The 24,843-nt window shown below is 35.8% G+C and carries 17 protein-coding genes; 10 read left to right on the forward strand and 7 right to left on the reverse strand.

The window, feature by feature from the left end:
* Positions 1-160: 160 nt before the first annotated feature.
* The 6 genes from I5168_RS05665 to I5168_RS05690 form a co-directional block, all read right to left on the reverse strand.
* A complete protein-coding gene (locus I5168_RS05665; RefSeq protein WP_105018079.1) occupies positions 161-844 on the reverse strand; it encodes an SDR family NAD(P)-dependent oxidoreductase in 684 nt (227 codons plus the stop codon).
* A gap of 1 nt (position 845) precedes the next feature.
* The gene (locus I5168_RS05670) at positions 846-1,838 is read right to left on the reverse strand and encodes a M28 family metallopeptidase (RefSeq protein WP_105018080.1); all 993 of its coding nucleotides are present in this window, start codon (positions 1,836-1,838) and stop codon (positions 846-848) included.
* A 284-nt stretch (positions 1,839-2,122) separates the two neighbouring features.
* Entirely contained in the window at positions 2,123-4,858 is a 2,736-nt protein-coding gene (locus tag I5168_RS05675; protein WP_431472665.1) for an alpha-amylase family glycosyl hydrolase, read from the reverse strand.
* Positions 4,859-4,921: 63 nt separating this feature from the next.
* On the reverse strand, positions 4,922-6,037 hold the full coding sequence (locus tag I5168_RS05680) for a SusF/SusE family outer membrane protein (protein WP_169709776.1): 1,116 nt from the start codon (positions 6,035-6,037) through the stop codon (positions 4,922-4,924).
* An 18-nt stretch (positions 6,038-6,055) separates the two neighbouring features.
* Complete coding sequence (locus tag I5168_RS05685; protein ID WP_431472666.1) at positions 6,056-7,651, reverse strand: RagB/SusD family nutrient uptake outer membrane protein; 1,596 nt, start codon at positions 7,649-7,651, stop codon at positions 6,056-6,058.
* A 17-nt stretch (positions 7,652-7,668) separates the two neighbouring features.
* Entirely contained in the window at positions 7,669-10,554 is a 2,886-nt protein-coding gene (locus I5168_RS05690) for a SusC/RagA family TonB-linked outer membrane protein (protein WP_431472667.1), read from the reverse strand.
* Positions 10,555-10,777: 223 nt separating this feature from the next.
* Here I5168_RS05690 and I5168_RS05695 point away from each other — a divergent pair, with 223 nt between their 5' ends.
* From I5168_RS05695 to I5168_RS05725, 7 genes are all read left to right on the forward strand, one after another.
* The gene (locus tag I5168_RS05695; protein ID WP_042279671.1) at positions 10,778-11,800 is read left to right on the forward strand and encodes a LacI family DNA-binding transcriptional regulator; all 1,023 of its coding nucleotides are present in this window, start codon (positions 10,778-10,780) and stop codon (positions 11,798-11,800) included.
* A gap of 120 nt (positions 11,801-11,920) precedes the next feature.
* Positions 11,921-13,366, forward strand: a complete 1,446-nt coding sequence (locus tag I5168_RS05700; protein ID WP_167342581.1) for an MFS transporter — start codon at positions 11,921-11,923, stop codon at positions 13,364-13,366.
* Positions 13,359-14,021 (forward strand): beta-phosphoglucomutase, encoded by a 663-nt coding sequence (gene pgmB / locus I5168_RS05705; protein WP_167342579.1) that lies wholly within the window; start codon positions 13,359-13,361, stop codon positions 14,019-14,021. The genes I5168_RS05700 and pgmB overlap by 8 nt, the downstream gene beginning before the upstream one ends.
* Entirely contained in the window at positions 14,021-16,324 is a 2,304-nt protein-coding gene (locus I5168_RS05710) for a glycoside hydrolase family 65 protein (RefSeq protein ID WP_105018088.1), read from the forward strand. The genes pgmB and I5168_RS05710 overlap by 1 nt, the downstream gene beginning before the upstream one ends.
* Positions 16,325-16,385: 61 nt before the next feature.
* The gene (locus I5168_RS05715; protein ID WP_431472668.1) at positions 16,386-18,302 is read left to right on the forward strand and encodes a glycoside hydrolase family 13 protein; all 1,917 of its coding nucleotides are present in this window, start codon (positions 16,386-16,388) and stop codon (positions 18,300-18,302) included.
* Between the two features lie 52 nt (positions 18,303-18,354).
* Positions 18,355-20,703 (forward strand): alpha-amylase family glycosyl hydrolase, encoded by a 2,349-nt coding sequence (locus tag I5168_RS05720; protein ID WP_431472669.1) that lies wholly within the window; start codon positions 18,355-18,357, stop codon positions 20,701-20,703.
* 64 nt (positions 20,704-20,767) lie between these two features.
* The gene (locus I5168_RS05725) at positions 20,768-22,198 is read left to right on the forward strand and encodes an alpha-amylase family glycosyl hydrolase (RefSeq protein ID WP_431472670.1); all 1,431 of its coding nucleotides are present in this window, start codon (positions 20,768-20,770) and stop codon (positions 22,196-22,198) included.
* 65 nt (positions 22,199-22,263) lie between these two features.
* Here the strand turns inward: I5168_RS05725 and I5168_RS05730 are convergent, their stop codons facing one another.
* Positions 22,264-22,485, reverse strand: a complete 222-nt coding sequence (locus I5168_RS05730) for a hypothetical protein (protein WP_042279679.1) — start codon at positions 22,483-22,485, stop codon at positions 22,264-22,266.
* Positions 22,486-22,654: 169 nt separating this feature from the next.
* On the opposite strand from I5168_RS05730, the gene I5168_RS05735 reads away from it, so the two are divergent.
* The 3 genes from I5168_RS05735 to arsS all read left to right on the forward strand — a co-directional run bounded on the left by I5168_RS05735 (position 22,655) and on the right by arsS (position 24,808).
* Positions 22,655-22,990, forward strand: a complete 336-nt coding sequence (locus tag I5168_RS05735; RefSeq protein ID WP_042279680.1) for an arsenosugar biosynthesis-associated peroxidase-like protein — start codon at positions 22,655-22,657, stop codon at positions 22,988-22,990.
* A 379-nt stretch (positions 22,991-23,369) separates the two neighbouring features.
* A complete protein-coding gene (locus I5168_RS05740; protein WP_431472671.1) occupies positions 23,370-23,657 on the forward strand; it encodes an HD domain-containing protein in 288 nt (95 codons plus the stop codon).
* Between the two features lie 86 nt (positions 23,658-23,743).
* The gene (gene arsS, locus I5168_RS05745) at positions 23,744-24,808 is read left to right on the forward strand and encodes an arsenosugar biosynthesis radical SAM (seleno)protein ArsS (RefSeq protein WP_042279682.1); all 1,065 of its coding nucleotides are present in this window, start codon (positions 23,744-23,746) and stop codon (positions 24,806-24,808) included.
* The last annotated feature ends 35 nt before the right edge of the window (positions 24,809-24,843 follow it).

A 24,843-nucleotide genomic window follows, 5' to 3' on the forward strand; every position in this document is an offset into this window, starting at 1 on the left:
CTGATCGATAATCAACACTTGTTATATAAAAAAGCAGTTTTTAAAGATAGGAGAGAAGTACTGTTTTTTAAAATATAGTTATGAACAGTTTTGAATGAAATAAGGGGTTATGTATTTAATCGAAATGACTCAATTATCAGTAATAAAACAAATGCTTGATTTAAGGTGTGCTACTACTTACTTGAAGTACCTTACCGTTGTAAAATTGATTACCTGTGAGTGCAAAGTTCATGATATAGGCGGCCATGTCATCAGGCTGTAAGGGTGCTTTGTAGCCAGGAAAAGCTTCTTCGAGCATTTCGGTTTGTACCGCACCTAGAGCAAGTGTGTTAAACGAGGGACCGTTTTCTTTATATTCTTCAGCTAGTAATTCGAATAGTGTTATTACGGCAGCTTTGGCGCTGCTGTATGCTGCAAGACCAGGAAATTTTGCACTACCTTGAATGCCACCCATCGAACTTATTGCAATTACATGACTATCCTTACTTAAAATTGGCAATAAGGATTGCGTAAGTGCGGCAACTCCAAATACATTGACAGCATAGCAATTTTGAAAATCAGTATTGGTAAGTTGATCAAAAGGTTTGTTTACTAGCATTCCTGCATTATGAATCACTATATCAACATGATCCCATTTATTTTTAATGGTTTTAGCTGTATCCTCTATACTACCTGTAGAAGTAAGATCTGTTGATATCGCTAGAACTGTATTACGTTCCATTGCTTCTAAGGAATCTAGCTTTCGCGAAAGCGCTATAACTTCATGTCCAGCGTTTGAAAATTGTCTTACCAGTTCAAACCCAATCCCTCGACTGGCTCCTGTTATAATTACTCTTTTACTCATTTTAATTAAGTTGAGGTGCTGTCTTGTTCACGATGTGAAAGATTCCAGGTGTTACGGCATTTATAACTTGTGCCATGTGGTCTGTATTTACTAATTCTTTTTCATCACCTACTTTGTGATAATGATCAAAGTTTGTAAAATCAAAGGTGCAAAAGGTTTGTGCTGGTATGTTGTGTTGCTCATAGAAAGGGTAGTTGTCTGACCTTTTAAACAAATTGAATTGCTCAGCTTGTGGAAGTTTTCCAGTTACTATTTTATCACTGTTTGCGGTATTGAACAATTCACCCATGTTTGATGTGTCATAACCAGTAAGATAGGCAATGTAATCTTTGTCTACCATAGGAGTTCCTGTCATTTCAAAATTGACCATTGCCACTACGTTTACACCTTCATTTTTCATACGTGTAGCAAGATGTTTAGAACCTAAAAGGCCCATTTCTTCTGCACTGAATAAGGCGAAAATAATAGTTCTTCTATTAAAGTCTAATTGCCTGAAAATTCTAGCGATTTCCATAACAGTTGCTGTACCAGTAGCATTATCATTGGCGCCATTTGCAATTTTATCTTCACCTTGGGCATTTTTAATGATACCAATGTGATCGTAATGAGCTCCTATAACAACAACCTCATCACTAAGGTTTTTGTCAGAGCCAGGTAAAATTCCAACTACATTAAAGGCTTTTATAGAATCTTGAACGCTAAATGTATCAATATAACTATCGCCGTAACGCTCTAGATCCATCATTGTCATTTGATCAACCAGGTAATCTGCAGCTTTTGCAATTCCAGGTGTTCCTGTCATTCTACCTTCTAATTCATCTTGTGCTAGATAGTTAACAATGTTTTCTAAATTCTCTTTTTTTGCCATCGGGATTTTAATCTCGGATAACTGTTTTACAGATTCTGCGGCTTTTTCTACAGAGGTTATTTTAGAGCTCGAGTTGCATGAGAACGTTAAAACTGTAACGACAAAAAGTAGTAATATCTTTTTCATTGGATGGTTTTGAGTGTAAAGATAATAACTTACTAAGGTTTAAAGAAAAGGGCTGAGCTGAGAAATTTTACATTAGTATGGAAAAAATAAAAGCTGCTAAAATAGCAGCTTTTAATAATCAAATGAATTATGAAATGCGTTGACTTTCCACAGATCAGTGAACTAGGGAATCGCTGCCCTGCTTCAAGCCAACAGGAAACGAATTTCTTTAATTATCATTTTATTCTATAAAAAGTAGAATCGATACCTTTTCAAATCGATTAAAATCAATTTTATAGGTTTAATTACTTGATATATAGTTTGTTTTGAGATATTCTTCCATTTATACTAGCTTGAACAAAGTATAATCCAGATTTAAGATCAGAGATATCATAATTTATAGTTTCATGCTCAAATGTTTTCACTACCTGACCTAATGTATTATAGATTATTACTTGGTCTATTTCCGTATCGCTTTGAATGTTAAAAGTACTTTGAGCTGGATTAGGATAAATAATGAAAGACGATTTTAACTGTTCCTGAACTTCTTCATTACTCAACGGATTATTAAGAGGAGTTGTGGTGTACAATTTGTACTCTCCAGGTTGCAATGAAATTCCAGTAGTAGTATTAGTAACGTTCACAACCGCATTGTTGTTGAAGTAATCATACCAAACTCCTGTTTGTTGAAAATTAGGATTTGCTGTTTGCGCAGTTACCGCAAAATTTGCTAGTACTACTGCATCAAAATTAGGTCCATTTAAATTGATGGTTTTAACCAGCCCAGAAACATTTAAGTTATTGTTTGTATTGTTAAAGGTTTCAGGATATAAGGTTTTAAAGTTTATGAATGTAGCTGTTGCATCGTATAAGTCTAATCGATCCTGGTCAGTATCGTATCCTAATGTCCAAGCTACTGGTTTGCGACCTGTTCTACCATTTTGGTCTATGTCAATTTCATATCCTAACTCACCAAATTGCCATAGCATTTTAGGTCCAGGAATGCTGTAAAGAATTGCTGAAATGGCTTCTTGTCTATCCAATGCTACAGGAACATTTTGAACGTTATGAGAAGAATTTGCAGCATTACCAAATTGTAAGTTTTTATACATTAATCGTTGCTCGTCGTGACTTTCTGCATAGGCTATAAGATGCTGGTCATTGAAATTTCTTGATGTGTAATAACTTCTAAAGACATTGGAATTAGATGAGAATCCCATGCTGTTTTGATTGAATTCGTCGGTCATTTTTCCCCAAAGCATAAATCCATCATTGGCTAGTGCGGCTTCCTCATTTTGTCCTCCTAAGTGTTCAAGAATCATGTAAATGTCGTTAGAATTATTGTTCCAGATAGTATTCTTATAATCATTGAGTATATTGACTCTACTTTGGTCATAAGCATTCCAAGCACCAATATTTCCTAGCGTGTTGTTTTGGGTAAAACCTTTAGATAAATCAAATCTAAAACCGTCAATTTTATATTCATCTATCCAATATTGTAGGGTTTGTTTAACGTAGTCTCTAGTCCAATTACTTTCATGATTGAAATCATATCCTACATTGAAATCGTGTCTAGCAGTCGGATTTAAGTAAGGATTATTTGCTGCTGGTCTAAAATTTGCTTGATCCCACCACATTTGACAAAGTGGGCTTTGAGAGAAGGCATGATTATAAACAACATCTAGTATAACAGCGATACCTTTTGAATGACATAAATCTACCAGTTCCTTAAATTTTTCAGGAGTTCCGTAGGTTTTATCAATTGCCATATGGAACTTAGGATTGTAACCCCAACTATCTGCTCCTTCAAATTCATTTAGGGGCATGAATTGAAGAGCATTAATACCTAAATCGGCTAGGTAATCTATTCTATTAATTATTTCTTGGTAGCTATCGTTTTCAGAAAAATCTCGTACCAAAATTTCATAAATAACTAAATTTTCTTGATCCGGACGTTGGAAATTAGTCACATTCCAATTATAAGGAGTAGCTTGATAAGTCCAAAGCGATATATCTCCTGTAGTCTCTCCCGTAGGATAAGGATAAATGTTATCAAAATTACCAGGCTTTATGAATTGGTCAAATCCATCATCCAGAATCAAACGACTATAAGGATCGGCTATCTTGATACTGTAATCTACTAAGTATTGATAAGCAAACTCAGTTCCTGCAGAAAACTGTGTAGAAGGAACGGTAACCCAAAAATAATCACCATCCTTATTCATTTGATAAGGAAGATCCAAGTCCCAATTGCTGAAGCTTCCTAAAAGCATTACATCTGTTTTGCCTGGTGCTGCTAATAGGAAAGTAACACTACCGTCAGCATTTTCATTCACACCGTTTTTCAATCCTGCTGGTCTAGCAATACTTTGTGTGGTATTTGGTACATAAACCGATACTTGATCGGTAACTGTTGTTGTTCCATTATCTGCATTAACTGCAATTGTGTAATTGCCTGGATTTGAAAATGTGTATGAAGTAGAAATACTAGAACCACTTGTTGTCGCTACACTATTTCCATTTACCGCAAGATCTAATGTTGCGTTTTGGGTACAGTCTGCACTTAGGTTTATGGTTTGGTTTAAATTTATAATCTCACCGTCCTGTGGGCTGGTGATTGAAGTGTTTAAACCAGGTAGGAAAACGTCTATAAAAATATCTGGTGATGTTTGATTAGTTCCTGCAGCGTTTCTTATAACCAAACAAATTTCTGATATTACGTCTCCTGGTTGTGCGTTGTAAAAAGTTTCTAAAGTTCCTGGTAAGGTTACTTGATACATGTTACCGCCAGTATTTACAAATTGTGGTTGAGCAGTATTGTCACCCCAGTTTCCTACTACATTGGACCAGCGTGTTCCATTAATGTTGGCTCCTGTGTGAGCATAAAAATTTCCAGATTCGTTTTCTAAAGGAGTTCCTGTTGCATCAAATATTAGTGTTACTTGATCTTGTTGTGTAGGTATTGATGGGTTTGTGGTTACTTGCGCTTTCGCGAAAGCGAACCCAAAAATCACAGCTAATAAAAGGTAAAAGTTTTTCATAGAATTAATCGTTATCAAAAAAGGGCTGTATAAACAGCCCTTTTAAGTTATAAATAAACATGATTATCTAACAGGAATTAAAATATAACGTCCATCTAAGTCATTAAAGTAGATGTCGTATGTTCCTGGCTCAACAGGAATGTTAGGTCCATCTTGAGTACCTTGACCTGTAAGTTCAGTATCAGAACCCCAGTTAACAGCCCAGTCATCATTTGCACGGAACTTCATAAAACCACTAATTAAACTTACGTTTGTGATGCTCCATTTATGAGGATCAAATGTGCTTTGAACCATATCTGTATCAGATCCCCATCCTGTAGGAGTTCCATCTCCAATTATTCCTACCGAAGTATAGGTAGTTGCACTTGCTCCATTTGCATTAGGAGCAATACTGAAACTTGAAGATCCTTGAGATGAGTTAGTTACACCTGTAATGTCGATAGTGAAATCGTAGTAACCATCTGCTGGAATTGAGAATACTCCTGGATCAGATCCAGCACCATCGTTAAGACCTACAGCTCCATTGCTTTCACCATATTGCGGTTGCCAGAATCCAGGAGAAGTTAAAATTTTAAATGCATCACCTACAAAGTATCCTGAGTAATAGAAAACGTTGTCGTTTGCTGGATCTCTGTAAAGAGCAGGATTATCATTATCATTATTCCATCCTGGAGCAGTTGCTGCACCTACTAGATATAAGTCTGTAAATGGGTATGCAGAAAATGGAGTAATAATAGCATTTACTAAATTTGAAATAACAGGTTCGACAGCAGGATCTGCTACTGATGCTACTAATCTGATAGAATAGTTTCCTGGTGTAGCATGTTCACCACCTAGTTGAGTTGCCGCATTATTTAAAGTGCTGTAAAGAATGGCTAAATTATTCTCAGTAGTAGAACCTATTACTTGTGGCGCACTAAAATCACCGTTTTCCACGTCCATTTGTAACTCGTAATTAACCTGAACTGGAACTTCCATTTCTAAATCATTCCAAACAAATCTTTCTGCTAGAGTATTACCGTTTGTTTCTGTAACTTCAAAGTTGACAACGTCTGGCGACAGCATTACTTCTCCGCTAGGAGCAGTATTGATTGTGAATTCTTCACTGTCATTATCTTCACATGATATGATTCCTGCAATGGCAAGGAATGCAAACATTATAACTGATATTTTTTTCATCATTAATTATATTAAAGGTTAGTAACCTGGATTTTGGTTTAAATTAGGGTTAAGACTTACTTCTTGAGCAGGTATAGGAAGAATGTTTCTAAATGGAGCTGTCGTCGTTCCACTTTGTACGTTTCCTTTCCAAGTCCAAACTTTTCCTGTAGTAAATTGGTTAAAACGAATTAAATCTTGTCTTCTGTGAGTTTCCCAGTGTAATTCTCTGGCTCTTTCATCAAGAAGGAAATCTAAATCTATATTGCTCGCGCTTATGTTACCGCTTGTATTTCCATAAGCTCGCTCTCTAAGTTGGTTTATATATCCTTCAGCAGTGTTGATGTCACCACCAGAACCACCTCTTACAACTGCTTCGGCATACATCAAATACGCATCTGCTAGTCGGTAAACAGGGAAATCGATATCAACAAAGTCGCCAACTGGATCACTACCTGCCACACCATTTACTGTAACATTACGGAATTTTTCAATGGCATAACCATCTTTGAATCTTCCAACATCTTGAATTTCTAATTCTTGATCATCGGTAAAGAATGCCTCGCGGCCATCAGCGCTATTTTCCATTCCAGGAAACAATTCAACAAATTCTTTTGTGGTTCTTATTCCACCCCAACCACCATTCACACCAAAGTTGGCAGCATTCATATCACCACCTATAGGCGCATGAGTAAGGTAAGTAGTACCTCCAAAGGTTTGAGTGTTTAATCCATCAAAATTGATGGTCCAAATAAATTCATTTTGGCTACCATTTGAATTGTTGTCTGCAAGAAACAAGTTATGATAAGGGTCTGAAGGAATTGAATAGCCAGCTCCAATTACTTTGTTAAGTTGAATAATGGCGTCATCATATCGTGCATTACCAGTATAAACTTCACTATTCAAATAAATTTTAGCAAGTGTCATCCAAAGAGCTCCCTTATCTGCTCTTCCATATTCATTAGCTCTAGCATCAACCATTTGATCTTCAATAGCAACTAATTCGGATTCAATGAAGTCAAATAACTCTGTTCTTGACAATACTGGAGGAAAAGCCGCTGGATCGCTATTCTCATCTGTAAAAGGCATTTGACCAAAAAGGTCCATACCGTGATAATAGGAGTAAGCTCTTAAGAATCTTGCCTCTGCTCTGTATTCAGCAACATCAGCTCTTAAGTCTGCAGGAATGTTGTATTCGTCCAGTTTAGCATCGGTACTAAGTCTTAGGAACTCATTACAAACTGCTATTTGGTAATTAATTCTTGAGAACATGGCGTTGATAAATTCATTACCATCTGTCCATACATGCCAGTGTAGATCCTTAATCGTACCATCGTTCCATGCGATTATAGCTTCATCAGTAGTTAGCTCTTGCATGTTCCAATATAATCTTAGGTAATTTGAAAAACCACCATCGATACCACTAATATCAGCGTCACCATCTCCACCTTCTTGCCCACCAACTGCTAACCCGGCATAAGCCTTTGCAATTAGTCCTCGGTAAGTTGCAGGATCTTGAAATAGCTGTTGTTCTGTCAATCTGTTATCTCTAGGCTCTACTGTCAAAGCATCATCACATGCAGTGAAAGCTAGCATTCCTACAAATAACAAGATTATCGATTTGTACATTTTCATATTCTTGCTTTATTGAGTTATTTAATATTGAAGTTTAATCCAAAAATCAAACCTCTGTTTCTTGGAAATAAATTGTTATCTATACCACCGAATACTTCAGGATCTATCCCATCGTAATCTGTAATTACAAATAAATTAGTGCCTGTAACAGAAGCTCTTACATCAACTTTGTCGCCTGGGAAGTTGTATCCTAACGAAATGTTATCAAGTTTTAAGAAATCAGCTTTTTGAACATAGTAATCTGAAAACAAGCGTTGTTGACTAAATTCTGTGTTTTGAATATCAATCGGCGAGTTTAGATAAATAGGGTTCTGAGTGTTGCTTGGGAAAACGCTACCAAAGTTTGCTGCATTTGACGCTACGTTGTTGTAGTTATAGCCACCAGCAGCACCCCTGAAAGTAAAGTTTAAATCGAAGTTTTTATAGTTTACTCTAGATGAAAAACCATAGTAAACATCGTGGTTAGCTTTTTTATATCTTATACGATCAGCATCGTTGATAATTCCGTTTTGATCAACGTCTACAAAAACTCCATCTAAAGGATTACCATCTTGATCGTACACTTGACGGAATACATGGAAGGTAGTTGGGTCCGATCCTACAGCCCATTCTTGAATGTTATTACCTGTTCCACCAGATATTCCACCTACTTGTACAGGTTCATTTGTCGCACCAGCTAGGTCTGTAATTTCAATTTCTTGGAAAGTAACATTACCACTAACATTCCAATTAAAGTTTTCATTGCGTATTACGTCAAGTGCTGCACTAGCTTCAATACCTCTACTCAATGTAGATCCTGCGTTTTGAAAACTACCATTCTCTAATCCACCAGCTGGTAGAGGTCCAAATAAAAGAAGGTCATTAGTTTCTCGATAGAATGCATCAACCGTACCAGTTAAACGGTCATCAAAGAACCCTAGGTCGATACCAACGTTATACTGATCTGTTGTTTCCCATTTAAGATCAATAGCTCCTTCAGGACGTATAGTTTGTACAAAATCATTCCCAAACTGTACTTGTGCTTGATTTTGACCTGGAGTAAATACAGATAAAAAGGCAAATGACACAGGAATATCTTGTTGTCCAGTTTGTCCATAGCCTCCACGAATCTTAAGTCTTGAAATAACTCCACTATTTTGAACAAAATCAGTATTAGTTAATTTAATAGCAGCATTGGCACCATAAAAGTTTGCCCAACGGTTGTTTTCTGAAAATCGTGAACTTCCGTTTCTAGAGTAACTACCAGATAAAATTAAAAGATCTTTAATGTCGAACGTAGCACGAGCAAAACCGGTTACCAAGGTAGTTTCATTTACTGAGAAAGGATTGTCTTGAAATCCAGTGTTTGTAAGTGTTCTACCACCATCGGCACGGTAGAAGTCCTGATAACTACCACCTATAGTAAGATCCATTTTAGTGTCAATTGCATCAATAGCTCGTTTATAATCTAATCGACCATCAAGCAATTGGTTTCTTCTTATTCCATTGTTGTAATTTTGACTTGCAAATCTGAAACCAGCTCCAGAATTAGCATCTCTTATAGAGTAGCTGTCATATTCATTGTAGTCGATACCTACGTTACCTACAAATCTTAAACCTGGGATTTGGCTGATTTTATAATCCAAGTTCATGTTTAAACGAGCTTGTGAATTGTCATTTTGAGCATCCAAGCTATTTAATAAACCTAATGGGTTACGAGGCGCATTTGGTTCTGGACCAGAATCGTTAGTGAATTCAAAATAACCACCATAAATATCATTGCCACTAAAGATAGGTTGAGTAGGGTCAAAAACCACCGCAGCACCTACAGCTCCAGCATCAGCAAATCGGCGTTCCTCTTGAGATAGTTGTGATGTGAACGTTAGTTTTATGTCATTGTTAAATCTATGAACTGCGTTTAGACTCAAAGACAATCTTTCGTATCCAGATCTTAAAAGAGTACCATTCTCATTAGTATAACCTAATGACGCACGTACTGAGGTTTTTTCAAAACCCTTTTCAGCTGTTATATTGTGAACAGCTCTAGTTGCGTTTTGATAAATGGCGTTTTGCCAGTCTGTATTTGCATCACCTAATATTGATGTATCACGACCTTGATCCTCTACCAATTGTCTGAATTCTGTTGCATCTAGTACTTCAATATAATTTTGCACCTTTTCAACAGCATATTGAACTCCATATGATAATCTTAAATCGCTATTAAGTTTAGCTTTTTTAGTAGTTATCAGGATTACACCATTTGATGCTCTATTACCATAAATGGCAGTTGCACTAGCATCTTTAAGAATAGTGAATGATTCAATATCATTTGGGTTAATAGAATTAAGATTTGCATTTTGTTGATCTAGTGGAACACCATCAACTACTATAAGAGCATCTGCATTTCCTCCAAGTGTAGAACCTGGGCGTACTCTTATAACTGGTCCGTCTCCAGGACTACCACTAGCGGCTGTTACTTGTACACCAGCTGCCTTACCAGCAATTAATTGTCCTGGTGAAACAATAGCACCTTTATTAAATTCTTCTGAGTCTACAGTAGTTTGAGCTGCGGTAACATTAGCTTTTGTAGTACTACCGTATCCTATTAAAACTACAGTGTCTAACTCTGAAGGACTTTCCTCCAACGCTGCATTGATGGTCGATTGACCGGTGTAAGCTACACTTTGCGAGGTGTAACCCAGGTAAGTGAAAACGATAACTGCTCCATCGCTCACATTATTAAGGGTGTAATTTCCATCAAAGTCGGTAGAGGTTCCATTTTGTGTACCTTCTACGACAACCGATGCTCCTAAAATTGGGAGTCCGGTTTGAGCATCTGTAACTTTCCCTTTTACAGCGCTTTGTGCTAGCGCAATAATTGGAAACAATAGGGCAAGTAATGCTATTTTAAAATTTCTAATCATGAATAATGGTTTGAATTAGTATTGAATCTTCTTCACACACGCCACGAAATTATGTAAACATAATGTTAAGAGAACGTTTTCGTTCTGTGATTTTACGAAAACGTTTTCGGCTCGTTATAGTGTTATTTTATCATTATATTTAGATGGAATTTACGCTTTCGCGAAAGCGTAACACCTTATATTAGCATAATCGTAAAGAACTACAAGTAATTGTTTAAGTAGCATGGCTCAAAAATTAACACTAAAAAAAATAGCTCAAGACCTTAAAGTTTCCATTTCGACAGTTTCTAAAGCTCTAAGGGACTCTTATGAAATAAGTGAGGAGACTAGAAAAAAAATTCAGGAATATGCTAAACAGTATAATTACAAGCCTAACAGTATAGCACTGTCCTTAAAAAATCAAAAGACGAAAAAAATAGGGATTATCATTCCTGAAATTGTACATCACTTTTTTGCAACTGTTATTTCTGGTGTAGAGCATGTAGCTAATGAAAAAGGTTATCAGGTAATTATTTGCCTAAGTGGTGAAAGTTTTGATAAGGAAGTAGTTAATATGGAAATGCTGGCAAATGGAAGTATTGATGGATTTATTCTAAGTCTATCTAAAGAAACAATGTCAAAGCAGGATTTTCACCACTTGCGAGAGGTGATTAATCAAGGAATGCCTATCGTAATGTTTGATCGTGTTGCCGATGATATTCCTGGTGACAAAATTATTATTGACGATGTAACAGCTGCTAGTGAGGCAACGGACTTCTTAATGCGTAAGGCTAAAAAGAATGTAGGTATATTAAGTACAGTAGATTATGTCAATGTTGGGAGATTGCGTACACAAGGGTATTCAGAGGCTTTAATGAAACGCGGTGTAGAGGTGAATCAAGATCTTATTTTGAAAATTGAAGACATTGATCATTGTGATGAATTGATAGAAAAGTTTATAGATAATAATCCATCATTAGATGGTATAGTGGCTGTGAATGAGTTGTTTGCAGTAACTGCTAGTAAAATACTATTACGCAAAGGAAAAAGAATCCCAGATGATGTCGCTATAGTTGCTTTTACTGATGGTATGTTGTCTAAATACTCTAACCCATCTCTTACGACCATAGGTCAAAATGGGTACGAAATGGGTGGAATTGCAGCGGCTAAATTAATTGATAGATTAGAACAAGATCAAAAAGATGAGGAACGCTACGAAACCGTTATCGTAAAAACTTCTTTAATAGAAAGGGAAAGTACACCTTAATAAAGTAGATTTGTATTGTTTATGTTTTTACATAAATACAGACTTATTTTCTTCACACACACACCAAGATAAGTCTAACAAATAAAATAGGCTTGTCGTTTTAAATTAAAATTAAACGATATGCAAAAACCTAAATTAGGTTTCTGGGATATCTGGAACATGAGTTTCGGATTTCTTGGGATACAATTTGGCTTTGCTCTGCAAGGCTCAACCATGTCACGTATTTTTGAAACTCTAGGGGCTGATAAAGATAATATTCCATTTTTATGGATAGCAGCACCGCTTGCTGGTTTGATCGTTCAGCCTATTATTGGGTATTTAAGTGATAATACTTGGCATAAAACCTTAGGTAGAAGAAGGCCTTTCTTTTTACTAGGTGCAATTTTAAGTTCTATCGCATTGCTTTTTATGCCTTATTCTAGTGAGGTGTGGATGGCTGCCGGACTTTTGTTGGTATTAGATGCTTCTATCAATATTTCAATGGAGCCCTTTAGGGCGCTCGTAGCAGATAAGCTTCCTGAATCACAGCGCAGTTATGGGTTTGTAGTTCAAACGTTGATTATCGGTGTGGGAACTTGGATAGCAAGTAATCTCCCTAAATTCATGAACGATATTTTCGATATCTCAAATGAAGCAGCACCAGGTGTCGTTCCAGATTCAGTAAAAGTAGCTTTTGGAGTAGGAGCGTTAGTGTTTATTGTGTCAATTCTAGTAACAATTTTTACTACCAAAGAATATTCTCCTGAAGAAATGGCTGCCTTTAGCGACTCCGAACCCGAAGAGGAGAAAAAAGGAATGTTTGCTACAATCCTATCTACTTATGCGTTAATGCCTAAAATAATGAAAAAGTTAGGTGTTGTGCAGTTCTTTTCTTGGTTTGCGTTTTTTGCCATGTGGACCTTGGCAAATCCTGCTTTAACCAGTCATGTTTATAATGCCCCAAAACCTGATATTAAGAAATACGCTCAGGTCGATGAGGATGGCGAGGTTTTGAGAAACTCGAATGATACTATAGAGTTTACTAGTGCACAAGCAGAATTAAATTATAAAGAAGCAGATAAGGCATATAATGAGGCTAGTGATGATGTAGGAAGTAAAATGGGAATCTACGGATTGACTTCAATGATTTTTGCTTTACTCTTAACCTTTTATACTGCTTATAATAGTATAAACCGCAAGTATGTTCACATGATCAGTTTGCTCGCAGGAGCAGCAGGTTTCCTTATTATGTTGTATATACCTGGTAAACCGGTCATGCTTAATCTTTCTTTTGGTCTAATAGGAATAGCTTGGGGTAGCATTTTATCAATGCCTTATGCAATGCTTTCTAGTTCTGTCGAGGCTAGTAAAATGGGGCTTATGATGGGTGTGTTTAACATGTTTATAGTGATTCCTCAAATTATAGCAGCAGTAGGTGGAGTAGTATTACTTCAAAATATGATAGGAGAAGAGGCTATCCACTCAATGACAATAGCAGGTATATTTTTAATTCTTGCCGCATTCTCAAATTTATTAATAACAAATAAAAAGGCGATTACTTATCAGCCATCCATTACTAATGAATAAAAAAGCATTCATATTTGATTTAGACGGCGTGGTAGTTGACACTGCAAAATTTCACTTTGTAGCATGGCAACGACTAGCGGCTGATATCGGAATAAATTTTACAGAAAAGGAAAACGAGCAACTTAAAGGAGTTTCTAGAGTTGACTCGCTTAAAAAAATTCTAGAATGGGGTAATAAATCATTGCCGCAAGAAGAGTTTGATCAAAAATTAATAGAAAAAAATAATCAGTATCTCTCTTTAATTGAAGGTCTCTCGGTAAACGATATTTTGCCAGGAGTGCATTCTTTTTTATTGGATTTAAAGGCAATATCTCAACCTATTGCTTTAGGTAGTGCCAGTAAGAACGCTCGTCCTATTCTAAAAAAGTTGGGAATAATAGACCTATTTGATGTTATCGTTGATGGGACTAACGTAACCAAGGCAAAACCAAATCCAGAAGTCTTCTTGAGTGCTTGCAGTCAACTAGGATATAAGGCTGCAGATAGTATCGTATTTGAAGATAGTCAAGCAGGAGTTCAAGCTGCAAATACTGCCGGTATGATATCAATTGGATTGGGAGATCAAACAAACTTAAATGAAGCCGATGCTGTATTTCAATCCTTTGAAGAAATGCCATCGGATTACATAAAAACACTATTGAATACACAGAAATAATGAATCAAGAGTATATTAAACCAGATGCGTGGTCGATTATAGAAGAAGGATGGAGTCCTTCCATGGTTAAATCAAGCGAAAGCCTTTTTTCCATAGGAAACGGTGCAATGGGACAAAGAGCAAATTTTGAAGAACAATATAGTGGTGATACATTTCAAGGTAGTTATGTAGCAGGTGTGTATTATCCAGATAAAACAAGAGTAGGCTGGTGGAAAAATGGTTACCCAGAATACTTTGCCAAAGTATTGAACTCTCCTAATTTCATAGGAATAGATGTTTTTATAGACGGTTTACCTCTAGATCTTGCACAAGTTCAAGAAGTAAGAGAATTTAGGCGCGAGCTTAACATGAAAGAAGGTTGGTACGAGCGCAGTTTTATAGCTCAAATTTCTGATGACAAAGAAATCAAGGTTGAATCACGACGTTTCTTAAGTCTTAAACACGATGAATTAGGAGTTATAAATTATAAAGTAACTGCAGTAAAAGGAGATTTAAGCATCACCTTCCAGCCTTATATAGATGCTGGTATCACAAATGAAGATTCAAATTGGGACGATGCATTTTGGGCTATTGAAGAGTTATACTCGGATCAACATCAAGGTATGATACGCAGCCGCACTAATAAGACGAATTTTCACGTAGCGACCTACATGCAGTCAGAATTGCTTAAAGATGAGGAACACATTCAATACGCCACTCATCTAGATCAAAACGATACAACCGTGCGTCATGAAGCTAGTGGTGATATCGCTCAAGGCGAAAGCTTAACTTTAAGAAAATATGCAGGTTATGTAAGTAGTCTTAATCATAACAAATACGAATTGTTTGATGCAAGTAAAAAAATACTAGCATTAGCAACTGAGCATGGTTATGAAAAGTTGTTTAATGAACAAGTAGAAGAATGGTCTAATATTTGGGAAATGGCAGATATCACTATTGATGGTGATTTAAAGGCACAACAAGGTATACGTTTCAATATTTTCCAGTTAAATCAAACTTATTTAGGTAAAGACAGTAGGTTAAATATTGGTCCTAAAGGATTTACAGGTGAAAAATATGGAGGCTCGACCTATTGGGATACTGAAGCATATTGTATCCCATTTTATATGGCTACAAAGGATCAACAAGTAGCTCGTAATCTATTAAAATACCGATATGATCAATTAGATAAAGCAATAGAAAATGCAGAAAAACTAGGCTTTACAAATGGTGCAGCCCTTTACCCAATGGTAACTATGAATGGTGAAGAAAGCCATAATGAGTGGGAAATCACTTTTGAAGAAATACACCGTAACGGTGCCATGGTATTTGCAATCTACAATTATGTACGTTATACAGGTGATTACAGTTATGTTCCAGAAATGGGGCTAGAGGTCATGATTGCAATTGCTAGGTTTTGGCATCAACGAGCTACATTTTCTCAAAAAGCTGGTAAATTCATGATATTAGGAGTTACTGGACCTAATGAATATGAGAATAATGTTAACAACAACTGGTATACCAACTACATCGCAAAATGGTGTATTGACCAAGCTGTTGAACATTTAGACAAAGTGAAAGATGGTTACCCAGAAGATTATGACCGTATTATAAGTCTAACAAAACTTACTGGATCAGAGCGTGCTTCTTGGCAAGAAGTTTCTGATGGTATGTATTTTCCATACGATGAAGAATATGGAGTATACCTACAACAAGATGGATTTATGGATAAGGAGATTATTCCAGTTTCAAAATTACATCATTCACAACGACCTATTAATCAAAAATGGTCGTGGGACCGTATACTACGCAGCTGTTACATCAAACAAGCCGATGTACTTCAAGGATTCTATTTCTTTGAAGATCATTTTTCTAAGGCAGAACTTGAAAAGCATTTTGATTTTTATGAGCCACTTACAGTTCATGAAAGTTCGCTTTCTCCATGCGTACACAGTATTCAGGCTGCAAAACTTGATCGCATGGATCAGGCTTACGAGTTCTACTTACGTACCTCTAGACTAGATCTAGATGATTACAATAAGGAAGTTGAAGAAGGCTGTCATATCACTAGTATGGCAGGAACCTGGATGAGTATTGTAGAAGGTTTTGGTGGATTACAAATTAAGGATGACACACCTCATTTTACCACTAAATTACCTAAGGAATGGGCAGGTTTTTCATTCAAAATAAATTTTAGAGATCAAATTTTAAATGTACAAGTGACCCAGCAAGGAACTCAAGTGCAGCTTAAAGGCGATCAACCACAGGATGTAGTTGTCAACGGTAAAAAAATAACCCTACAACCACAAGTCATCACCGCTTAATGATGAATTAGCTTAACCGAACCTAGTCCTTGAATGGGCTAGGTTTTTTATTTTTCGAATTATGATTAGACTGAAACAAGTTCATATTGTAAGTTTATTATTTGTGATTTTCGCTTTCGCGAAAGCGATCTCACAACAATCATCCATAGACCGCATTGAACCACCATTCTGGTGGGCAGATATGGAACATGCCGAGGTTGAGGTAATGTTTTATGGACAAAATATTGGAAAAGCTGAGGTCAAAAGTGATTTACCAATCCTTAAAATACGAAGAACTGAAAACTTGAATTATCTCTTCGTTACATTTGACACGACAAATCAAAATCATGGAGAATACGCTATCACCATGAATGTAGGAGACACTTACTTTACCTCTAAATATGAACTCAAGAAGCGCAGTCTAAATTCAAAGTATCGAAAAGGTTTTGATAGCAGTGACGCCATTTATCTTTTAATGCCAGATCGATTTGCAAATGGAAATCCAGAAAACGATAGTCATCCAGAAACTATTGAAAAACTAAATAGAAGTTTTAAAGGTGGTAGACATGGTGGTGATATACAAGGTATTATTGATCATCTAGATTACATTAGTGAATTGGGAGCTACCGCAATATGGAGTACTCCATTACTAGAGGATAATGATAAACAGTATTCCTATCATACCTATGCGCAAAGTGATTTATATAAAATTGATCCTCGCTATGGTACCAATGAAGATTATAAACGATTAGCCAGTGAATTGCATAAGCGTGACATGAAATTGATTATGGATTATGTGACAAATCACTGGGGTGCAACGCACTGGATGATGCAAGATTTACCAACGGCGACATGGATTCATCAATTTGATGATAACGACGGTAAGGAATTTCCAGTTTCTGGGTATGCAAATTCTAGCTATAGACAAACCACACAAATGGATCCATATAAATCTCAAATTGATGATACCTATGCCGAGAAAGGTTGGTTTGTAAGTACCATGCCAGATATTAATCAAAGTGAACCATTAGCTCTAAATTATCTTATCCAAAACGCTATATGGTGGATTGAGTATGCAGGTTTAGATGGGTTCAGAGTAGATACCTATTCCTATAATGAAAAGAAAGGAATCGCAGACTGGACCAAAGCTATCATGAAGGAATATCCGTATTTTAATATCGTAGGAGAAACCTGGATGCATGATCAATCACAAATAGCTTTTTGGCAAAAGGATAGTCCTATAGGAGCTATTCAAAGTTATAATTCAGGATTACCTAGTGTTATGGACTTCACTTTACACGATGCAATTATGAAAGCATTTAAAGAGAACGACCAGCAATGGGATAAGGGAATGGTAAGAATTTATGAGAACTTTGTAAATGATTTCCTATATGCAGATGTCAACAATATTTTACTATTCGCTGGTAATCATGATACAAATAGAATCAATGGTGATGGATTATATGATGGCGATGTAAATAACTATAAACTGGCTTTGACACTAGTTCTTACCGCTCGTGGAATACCTCAAATTTATTATGGCGATGAAATAGGAATGGGAGGAAATCGTGATACCAGTGGTGATGGTGATATACGTCGCGACTTTCCTGGTGGCTGGCAGGATGATGAAGTAAATGCCTTTAAAAAAAGAACAAAGTTCCAAAAACCATTCTATGAATTTACTAAAAAGCTACTGAATTATAGAAAAGGAAAACCTGTTCTACACGACGGTAAGTTTTTACATTATGTGCCAGAAAACAATTGTTATGTATATTTTAGATACTCTGATTCTAGCAGAGTAATGGTGGTGATCAATAACAATCCTGAAAAAGTAACTTTAAATTTAGATAGGTTTAAAGAAGGATTACAAGATGTTAATGAAGGCCTAGATATACTCTCAGGAAAAAAGATAGATATGGGAAATACGTTATCTGTTTCGGGTAAAACTAGTATGGTCATCGATCTTGATAAACCTGAAAAAGGACCTCGCTTTTTCTAATAAAGTAATAAAAATTTAAATGGCACTCGTGTCTTTTACTAAACCAAAAACTATGAAAAATTTAATTTATGTATTGCTGGTTTTTCTTTTCGTAAGTTGTTCATCAAACGAAAAAGAGCAATACGATACTAGATCAAGTGTCATAAAAACCATTACCACTCCTATCTATGCTGGTCAAGATAAAACGGAATTGGTTTTGACGGACTACATTACTGATGTAACTATTATTGATAGTATTTCCTATGGTAATGGTGTAACTGGTGTAGAAAAAGTCGATAACAATGAAAGTGTTGAGATTATTTTAGAAGAAAACGCACCGTTTGTATCATTGATCACTTTATGGACCGATGGAATACGCAATGATATTCCTGTCTATAAGTCAATGTCTAAAACTATACCTATCAATTATTATGGTGATGCTAATAATGAAAACGTACAGCTTAAAGGAGAATTTACTAATTGGGCGCCTGTAGATCTTGAAAAAAAAGGTAATAGATTAGTCTATCATGCCACTGTTCCACAAGGAAAGTTTCAATATATTTTCATGAAAAATGGACAGGAGGAACTGCTTTCAGGTCAGGAGGAAAATGTAGTAAGCAATGGAATGGGTGGCTTCAATCGAGTGCTAGATAATAGTCGTAAGGCTGCTCCAGCCAGATTGCAATATGGTGAAGTAATTGAAAGTGGTTTTACCTTTAATGCAACAGGTCAACTAGATAATGTTCTTGTTTTATTTGAAAACCAACTTATAGATTTTCAAAAAGAAGGAAACAGGTACCAAGTTAAATTGCCAAAAAAAGATTTTACAAACAATATTCACCACACACAACTAGTTCGCGTTTTTGCAAGCGATAATAATGGTCGCTCAAATGATTTACTGATTCCTGTTCAGGATGGTCATGTGGTAACTGAACCTTCTAGATTAACTCGCAGCGATTTTCATAATCAAGTACTATATTTTATGATGGTAGATCGCTTCCTAGATGGCGATACTAGTAATACAAAACCAGTTGATGATCCAGAGATATTACCACAAGCAAATTATAAAGGTGGAGATCTTGCAGGTGTGCTACAAAAATTGAAAGAAGGTTATTTCAGTAAAATGGGAATCAATACCATATGGCTGTCGCCAATTACTCAAAATCCTGAAGGAGCCTATGGCCTATGGCCAGAGCCTAAAACTAAATTTAGTGGTTATCATGGATATTGGCCTGTGTCTAATACAAAAATTGATTATCGATTTGGTGATGAGAAAACTTTGAAAGCATTGATTGACGAGGCTCACAAGCAAGATGTTAATGTTATACTAGACTATGTGGCAAATCACGTTCATAAAGAACATCCGGTTTATCAAGAACACCCAGAATGGGCTACTGATTTATATCTGCCAGATGGCAGTTTAAATACTGAAAGATGGGACGATCATAGATTAACCACTTGGTTTGATACGTTTATGCCTACGCTGGATTTAGAGAATCCCGAGGTGACTGAGGTTATGGTTGACAGTGCCTTGCATTGGGTGACAAATTATCAATTAGATGGTTTTAGACACGATGCTACAAAGCATGTTCCAGAGCTGTATTGGCGTACGTTAACTAAGAAAATTAAAGAACAAACAAATAGGCCTATATATCAAATTGGAGAAACTTATGGATCTTACGACCTTATTCGCAGCTACGTGAGTACCGGTATGCTAGATGCACAATTTGATTTCAATATGTATGATGCAGCTGTTTCCGCTTTCGCGAAAGCGGACAATTCCTACGGTAATTTAACCGAGATATTGCAAAAAGGTCTCGACTATTACGGTTACCACCATTTAATGGGGAACATCTCGGGTAATCAAGATCGCGCTCGTTTTATAAGTTACGCAAGTGGTGATGTGAAATTTGAAGAAGACGCTAAAGCTGCTGGATGGACTCGCGATATAGGTATGAGTGATGAATCATCTTATGGTAGACTGGCAATGTTACACGCTTTTAACATGACGATTCCTGGAGTTCCAGTAATCTATTATGGAGATGAATATGGTAGTATAGGGGCAAACGATCCTGATAACCGTAGAATGATGAAATTTGATAATCTATCAAGCAATGAACAAGAACTTAAAAATCAAGTAAAATCACTTGTGTATTTACGACGTAATTCGATGAGTCTATTGTATGGTGATACCGAGATTTTATCAGATGCAAATGGTATATTAGGAATAAAAAGAACTTATTTTAACGAAACAACCTATATATTCTTTAATGAAAATAAGATTTCATTAAATGCTTACAAGCGCAATGACAAGGAAGAGGTGAAAATTGTGATCAATGGTATAGAAGACCCTAATTACATACAGGTAAAGCCTCAATCCTTTACAATCGTGCAAACTAAAAAGGTACCAATAAAACAATAATCGGAATATATTAGCACTACACTATTTAAACTTACAATTTTATAATACCAGAAAATTAAAAACTATGAAAAACCTATTGTATTTGTTTCTAGCCTGTTTACTCTTTACAGCTTGTGAAAAGGATAAACAGAAGGAAGATGTAAACGTTGAAGAAGAATCTACGGTTTATACACCTATTCAAGATAGTGAATTAGAAACGGCTATTATTTATGAAGCAAACATAAGACAGTATTCTCAAGAGGGAACATTTAATCAGTTTACTAAGGATATTCCTGAACTTAAAAAGCTAGGAGTTAAAGTCATATGGTTAATGCCTATTTTTCCTGTTTCAGAAAAAAATAGAAAGGCCAAAGGTGATTTGATGGTTCATGATATTAAAGACCCTAAAGAAAGAGAAAAGTACCTAGGTAGTTACTATGCCGTTGCGGATTACCAAGCTGTTAATCCAGATTATGGTACACAAGAAGATTTGAGAAAATTAATAACCACTGCACACGATAATGGCATGTATGTTATTCTAGATTGGGTAGCAAATCATACTGGCTGGGATAACTGGTGGATTAATGAACATCCAGAATTTTATACAAAAAATGAAAAAGGAGAAATAATTCATCCTAAAGGAACAGACTGGACCGATACTGCAGACTTGAATTACGATAACGAGAACTTAAGATTAGCCATGATAGATGCGATGTCTTATTGGGTTAAAGAATTTGATGTAGATGGTTTTAGATGTGACGTGGCACATGAAGTTCCTACAGACTTCTGGAACGAAGCGTCTGGTCAACTTCATAATATCAAGCCTTTATTTATGCTAGCAGAAAGTGAAAAGAAAGATCTATTTAAGCAAGCTTTTGATATGGGCTATAATTGGGAAGGTCATCACATTATGAATGAGATGGCTCAAGGAAAAGTTAAACCTAATGCGTGGTCTGATTATATGGAACGTGTAAAAGAAAACTATGAAGCCGATGATATTCTTATGAACTTCATTACTAATCATGATGAAAACAGTTGGAATGGTACTGTGAAAGAACGTATGGGTAATAAGGCTAACTTGTTTCTTGCCTTTCAGTATGCTATTCCTGGAATGCCGTTAATTTATTCAGGTCAAGAATATGGAATGGACCATAGATTAAAATTCTTTGAAAAAGATACTATTCCAAAAACAAAAGGCGATGTATGGAAAAAAATGGAGATTTTGGCTAAAGCTAAAGAAACCATACCTGCCTTACATGGTGGAAAGGACGATGCAGATTACATTACCTTACAACAAGAAAGTGGAGATGAAATTATTGCGTTTAAAAGGGTAAACGGTGAATCGACTGTTTACTTTATGGGAAATCCAACAGATGTAAAAACAAGCACAACCTTTAAAATGGGCGATATTAAAGTGCGTGATATTATGACAGGAGCTACAGCACAATTAAGGGAGAATCAAATAATTGATTTGCCTTCTGGAGCCTTCAGATTTTTAGAAGTAGTTAATGAATAACCGCTTAAAATTATCAAGTAAAAAAGGCCTGCTCGATATCGAGCAGGCCTTTTTTGTTCCAGCGACTAATTATCGTCTGTTTTTATTTTTTCAACATTACCATCTTCATCGTACTTGATTTTAGCATCTGTACCATCTTCATTTTCTAACTTGACCTTATCTTCTTTAGATTTAATTTCATCGGCATTTTCAATCAAATCATTAGCCTGCTCCTCAGGAGTTTTTTCATCTCTGCAAGCGGTTAAACACAATAAGGTGATTCCGGCGATTAATAAACTTTTTTTCATAATCCAGGTTTGTTAATGTTAGTATTATTTAAAACTAGACAAAAGTTTTATTCGTAGTTAGTATATTAAGATAGTTTTGGCATGTGGGAAATAAGAGCATTTTCCTGATTAGAGGTCATCAATTTGTGAGATCTATTCCCTAACTTGGCAGTGAAAAATTATAATTAAGATGCAAAAAACATACTACGACCCTAAAGACCTAAAGAAATTTGGTAAAATAAGTGAATGGAATGAGCAACTAGGAGAAAAATTCTTTGACTATTACGGGAAAGTATTTGAAGAAGGTGCTCTCACAGCTAGAGAAAAGTCTCTAATAGCCTTAGCAGTTTCTCATGCTGTTCAATGCCCTTACTGTATTGATGCTTATACAGGTGATGGATTACAGCGAGGAATAACCAAAGAAGAAATGATGGAAGCGGTTCATGTAGCTGGTGCTATACGCGGTGGAGCGACTTTGGTACATGGTGTCCAAATGATGAATAAAGTGAATAAATTAGAAATGTAGATGCATCCTTAAACTTGGCTAGTCTGCAAAACAGGTAACTACAAATACTGATATTGGAAAAATTAAAACCTTTATTTTATCAAACCTTTGAGAAATATTGTAACGATAGAAGTTACATGAATTTGTGCTGGGATGAGGTAATAAAGAACTACTCAAATAAAAAACGTTTCTATCATAATTTGAATCATCTTCAACAGATGTTCAATTAATACAAGAGGTTGAAGATTTTATAGAGAGTATTGATTCCATTCGATTAGCAGTTTTTTATCATGATTTAATTTATAAAGTTACTTCTACAGAAAACGAGGAGCAAAGTGCAGATACTTTTGAAAAAAGGATTTCAAAGACTCGTTTTGAGCATGTAGATTTAGTCAAGGAAATGATAATAGCAACAAAATTTCATGATAAAACCTTTAATTCAGATAGTAGGTATTTTTTAGATAGTGATTTAGCTGTTTTAGGAAGTTCTTCTTCCCAATACGACGAGTACATTAGATTAATTAGAAAGGAATATCAAATATATCCTACTTTCTTATATAGAAGAGGAAGATTAAAAGTGTTAAGAGTATTACTAAACAAACCTATTTATCAAACAGATTACTTTACAAGTAAGTATGAAAAACAAGCACAAAGAAATTTAAAGAGAGAACTTCAAACATTAGTTTAAGAAAAAAGAGTGACAATTTTGTGATATGTAGTTTGTAACTATGCAGCTATCTACATATTTTCAATTAAGAATAGCAAAAAGCAGATATGGCAGTAAATACTAAGGTATCCTTAAAGAAGAGAGAAAGTGAACTAGCAGCAATTGCTAAACAAATGGAGGTTTTAAATGGAGAGCCTTTTAGTGATGGTGAGTTACCAACTTTTGCAAATAAGATAAAAGAAACAAACCAGTTTCCTCTTAGACCCAAAAAGTTAGAAATATTACAAGTCAACGTGGGCTATATGTGTAATCAGGTTTGTGCACACTGTCATGTAGATGCTGGTCCCGATCGCAAGGAAATAATGACTAGAGAAACCATGTCACAAATTCTCGATGTGATAAAAACTACTGGTGCTCATACCTTAGATTTAACTGGTGGTGCCCCAGAAATGAACCCTAATTTTAGATGGTTTGTAGAACAAGCAAGCGCTGCAGGTATTCAAGATTTTATCGTACGCAGTAACCTTACTATCATACGAGCAAATCCTAAGTATTACGATCTGCCAGATTTCTTTAAAAAACACAATATACATGTAGTGAGCTCCATGCCACACTGGACTCGTGGTAAAACCGATAAGCAAAGAGGTGATGGTGTTTTTGATAAATCCATTAAAGCGCTGCAAGAACTCAATGAACGTGGATATGGAATGCCAGGTAGCGATCTTAAATTAGATCTGGTTTACAATCCTAGTGGTGCTTTTTTGCCTGGTGATCAAGCGAGTATGGAAAAGGATTTTAAAGCTGCTTTGTTAGAAGATTTTAATATTCAGTTTCATAACCTTTTTGCAATTACTAACTTGCCTATATCCAGATTTTTAGATTACTTAGTAGCAAGTGAAAATTATGAGGATTACATGTATGCCTTGGTTGAGGCTTATAATCCTACAGCTGTACAAAATGTGATGTGTACAAATACAATTAGTGTATCTTGGGATGGATGGTTATACGATTGTGATTTTAATCAAATGCTTGATCTTAAAGTGAATCATAAAATAAAGCATATTAAAGATTATCAAGAAGATTTACTTCTAGATCGTAATATTGTTATTTCTCAACATTGTTATGGATGTACCGCTGGTGCAGGAAGTAGCTGTCAAGGAACAGTTGCCTAATTATTGATTATTTTATCACGCTTTCGCGAAAGCGT

Origin of the sequence: Nonlabens sp. SCSIO 43208 (assembly GCF_050703575.1) — a bacterium.
Lineage (GTDB): Bacteria > Bacteroidota > Bacteroidia > Flavobacteriales > Flavobacteriaceae > Nonlabens > Nonlabens tegetincola.

Coding starts and splice junctions, on each gene's coding strand:
- I5168_RS05690 (WP_431472667.1), bottom strand. CDS start 10,554: ATGATTAGAAATTTTAAAATAGCATTACTTGCCCTATTGTTTCCAATT.
- I5168_RS05735 (WP_042279680.1), top strand. CDS start 22,655: ATGCAAAAAACATACTACGACCCTAAAGACCTAAAGAAATTTGGTAAA.
- I5168_RS05670 (WP_105018080.1), bottom strand. CDS start 1,838: ATGAAAAAGATATTACTACTTTTTGTCGTTACAGTTTTAACGTTCTCA.
- arsS (WP_042279682.1), top strand. CDS start 23,744: ATGGCAGTAAATACTAAGGTATCCTTAAAGAAGAGAGAAAGTGAACTA.
- I5168_RS05720 (WP_431472669.1), top strand. CDS start 18,355: ATGAAAAATTTAATTTATGTATTGCTGGTTTTTCTTTTCGTAAGTTGT.
- I5168_RS05700 (WP_167342581.1), top strand. CDS start 11,921: ATGCAAAAACCTAAATTAGGTTTCTGGGATATCTGGAACATGAGTTTC.
- pgmB (WP_167342579.1), top strand. CDS start 13,359: ATGAATAAAAAAGCATTCATATTTGATTTAGACGGCGTGGTAGTTGAC.
- I5168_RS05685 (WP_431472666.1), bottom strand. CDS start 7,651: ATGAAAATGTACAAATCGATAATCTTGTTATTTGTAGGAATGCTAGCT.
- I5168_RS05725 (WP_431472670.1), top strand. CDS start 20,768: ATGAAAAACCTATTGTATTTGTTTCTAGCCTGTTTACTCTTTACAGCT.
- I5168_RS05665 (WP_105018079.1), bottom strand. CDS start 844: ATGAGTAAAAGAGTAATTATAACAGGAGCCAGTCGAGGGATTGGGTTT.
- I5168_RS05695 (WP_042279671.1), top strand. CDS start 10,778: ATGGCTCAAAAATTAACACTAAAAAAAATAGCTCAAGACCTTAAAGTT.
- I5168_RS05680 (WP_169709776.1), bottom strand. CDS start 6,037: ATGAAAAAAATATCAGTTATAATGTTTGCATTCCTTGCCATTGCAGGA.
- I5168_RS05710 (WP_105018088.1), top strand. CDS start 14,021: ATGAATCAAGAGTATATTAAACCAGATGCGTGGTCGATTATAGAAGAA.
- I5168_RS05715 (WP_431472668.1), top strand. CDS start 16,386: ATGATTAGACTGAAACAAGTTCATATTGTAAGTTTATTATTTGTGATT.
- I5168_RS05675 (WP_431472665.1), bottom strand. CDS start 4,858: ATGAAAAACTTTTACCTTTTATTAGCTGTGATTTTTGGGTTCGCTTTC.
- I5168_RS05730 (WP_042279679.1), bottom strand. CDS start 22,485: ATGAAAAAAAGTTTATTAATCGCCGGAATCACCTTATTGTGTTTAACC.
- I5168_RS05740 (WP_431472671.1), top strand. CDS start 23,370: ATGATAATAGCAACAAAATTTCATGATAAAACCTTTAATTCAGATAGT.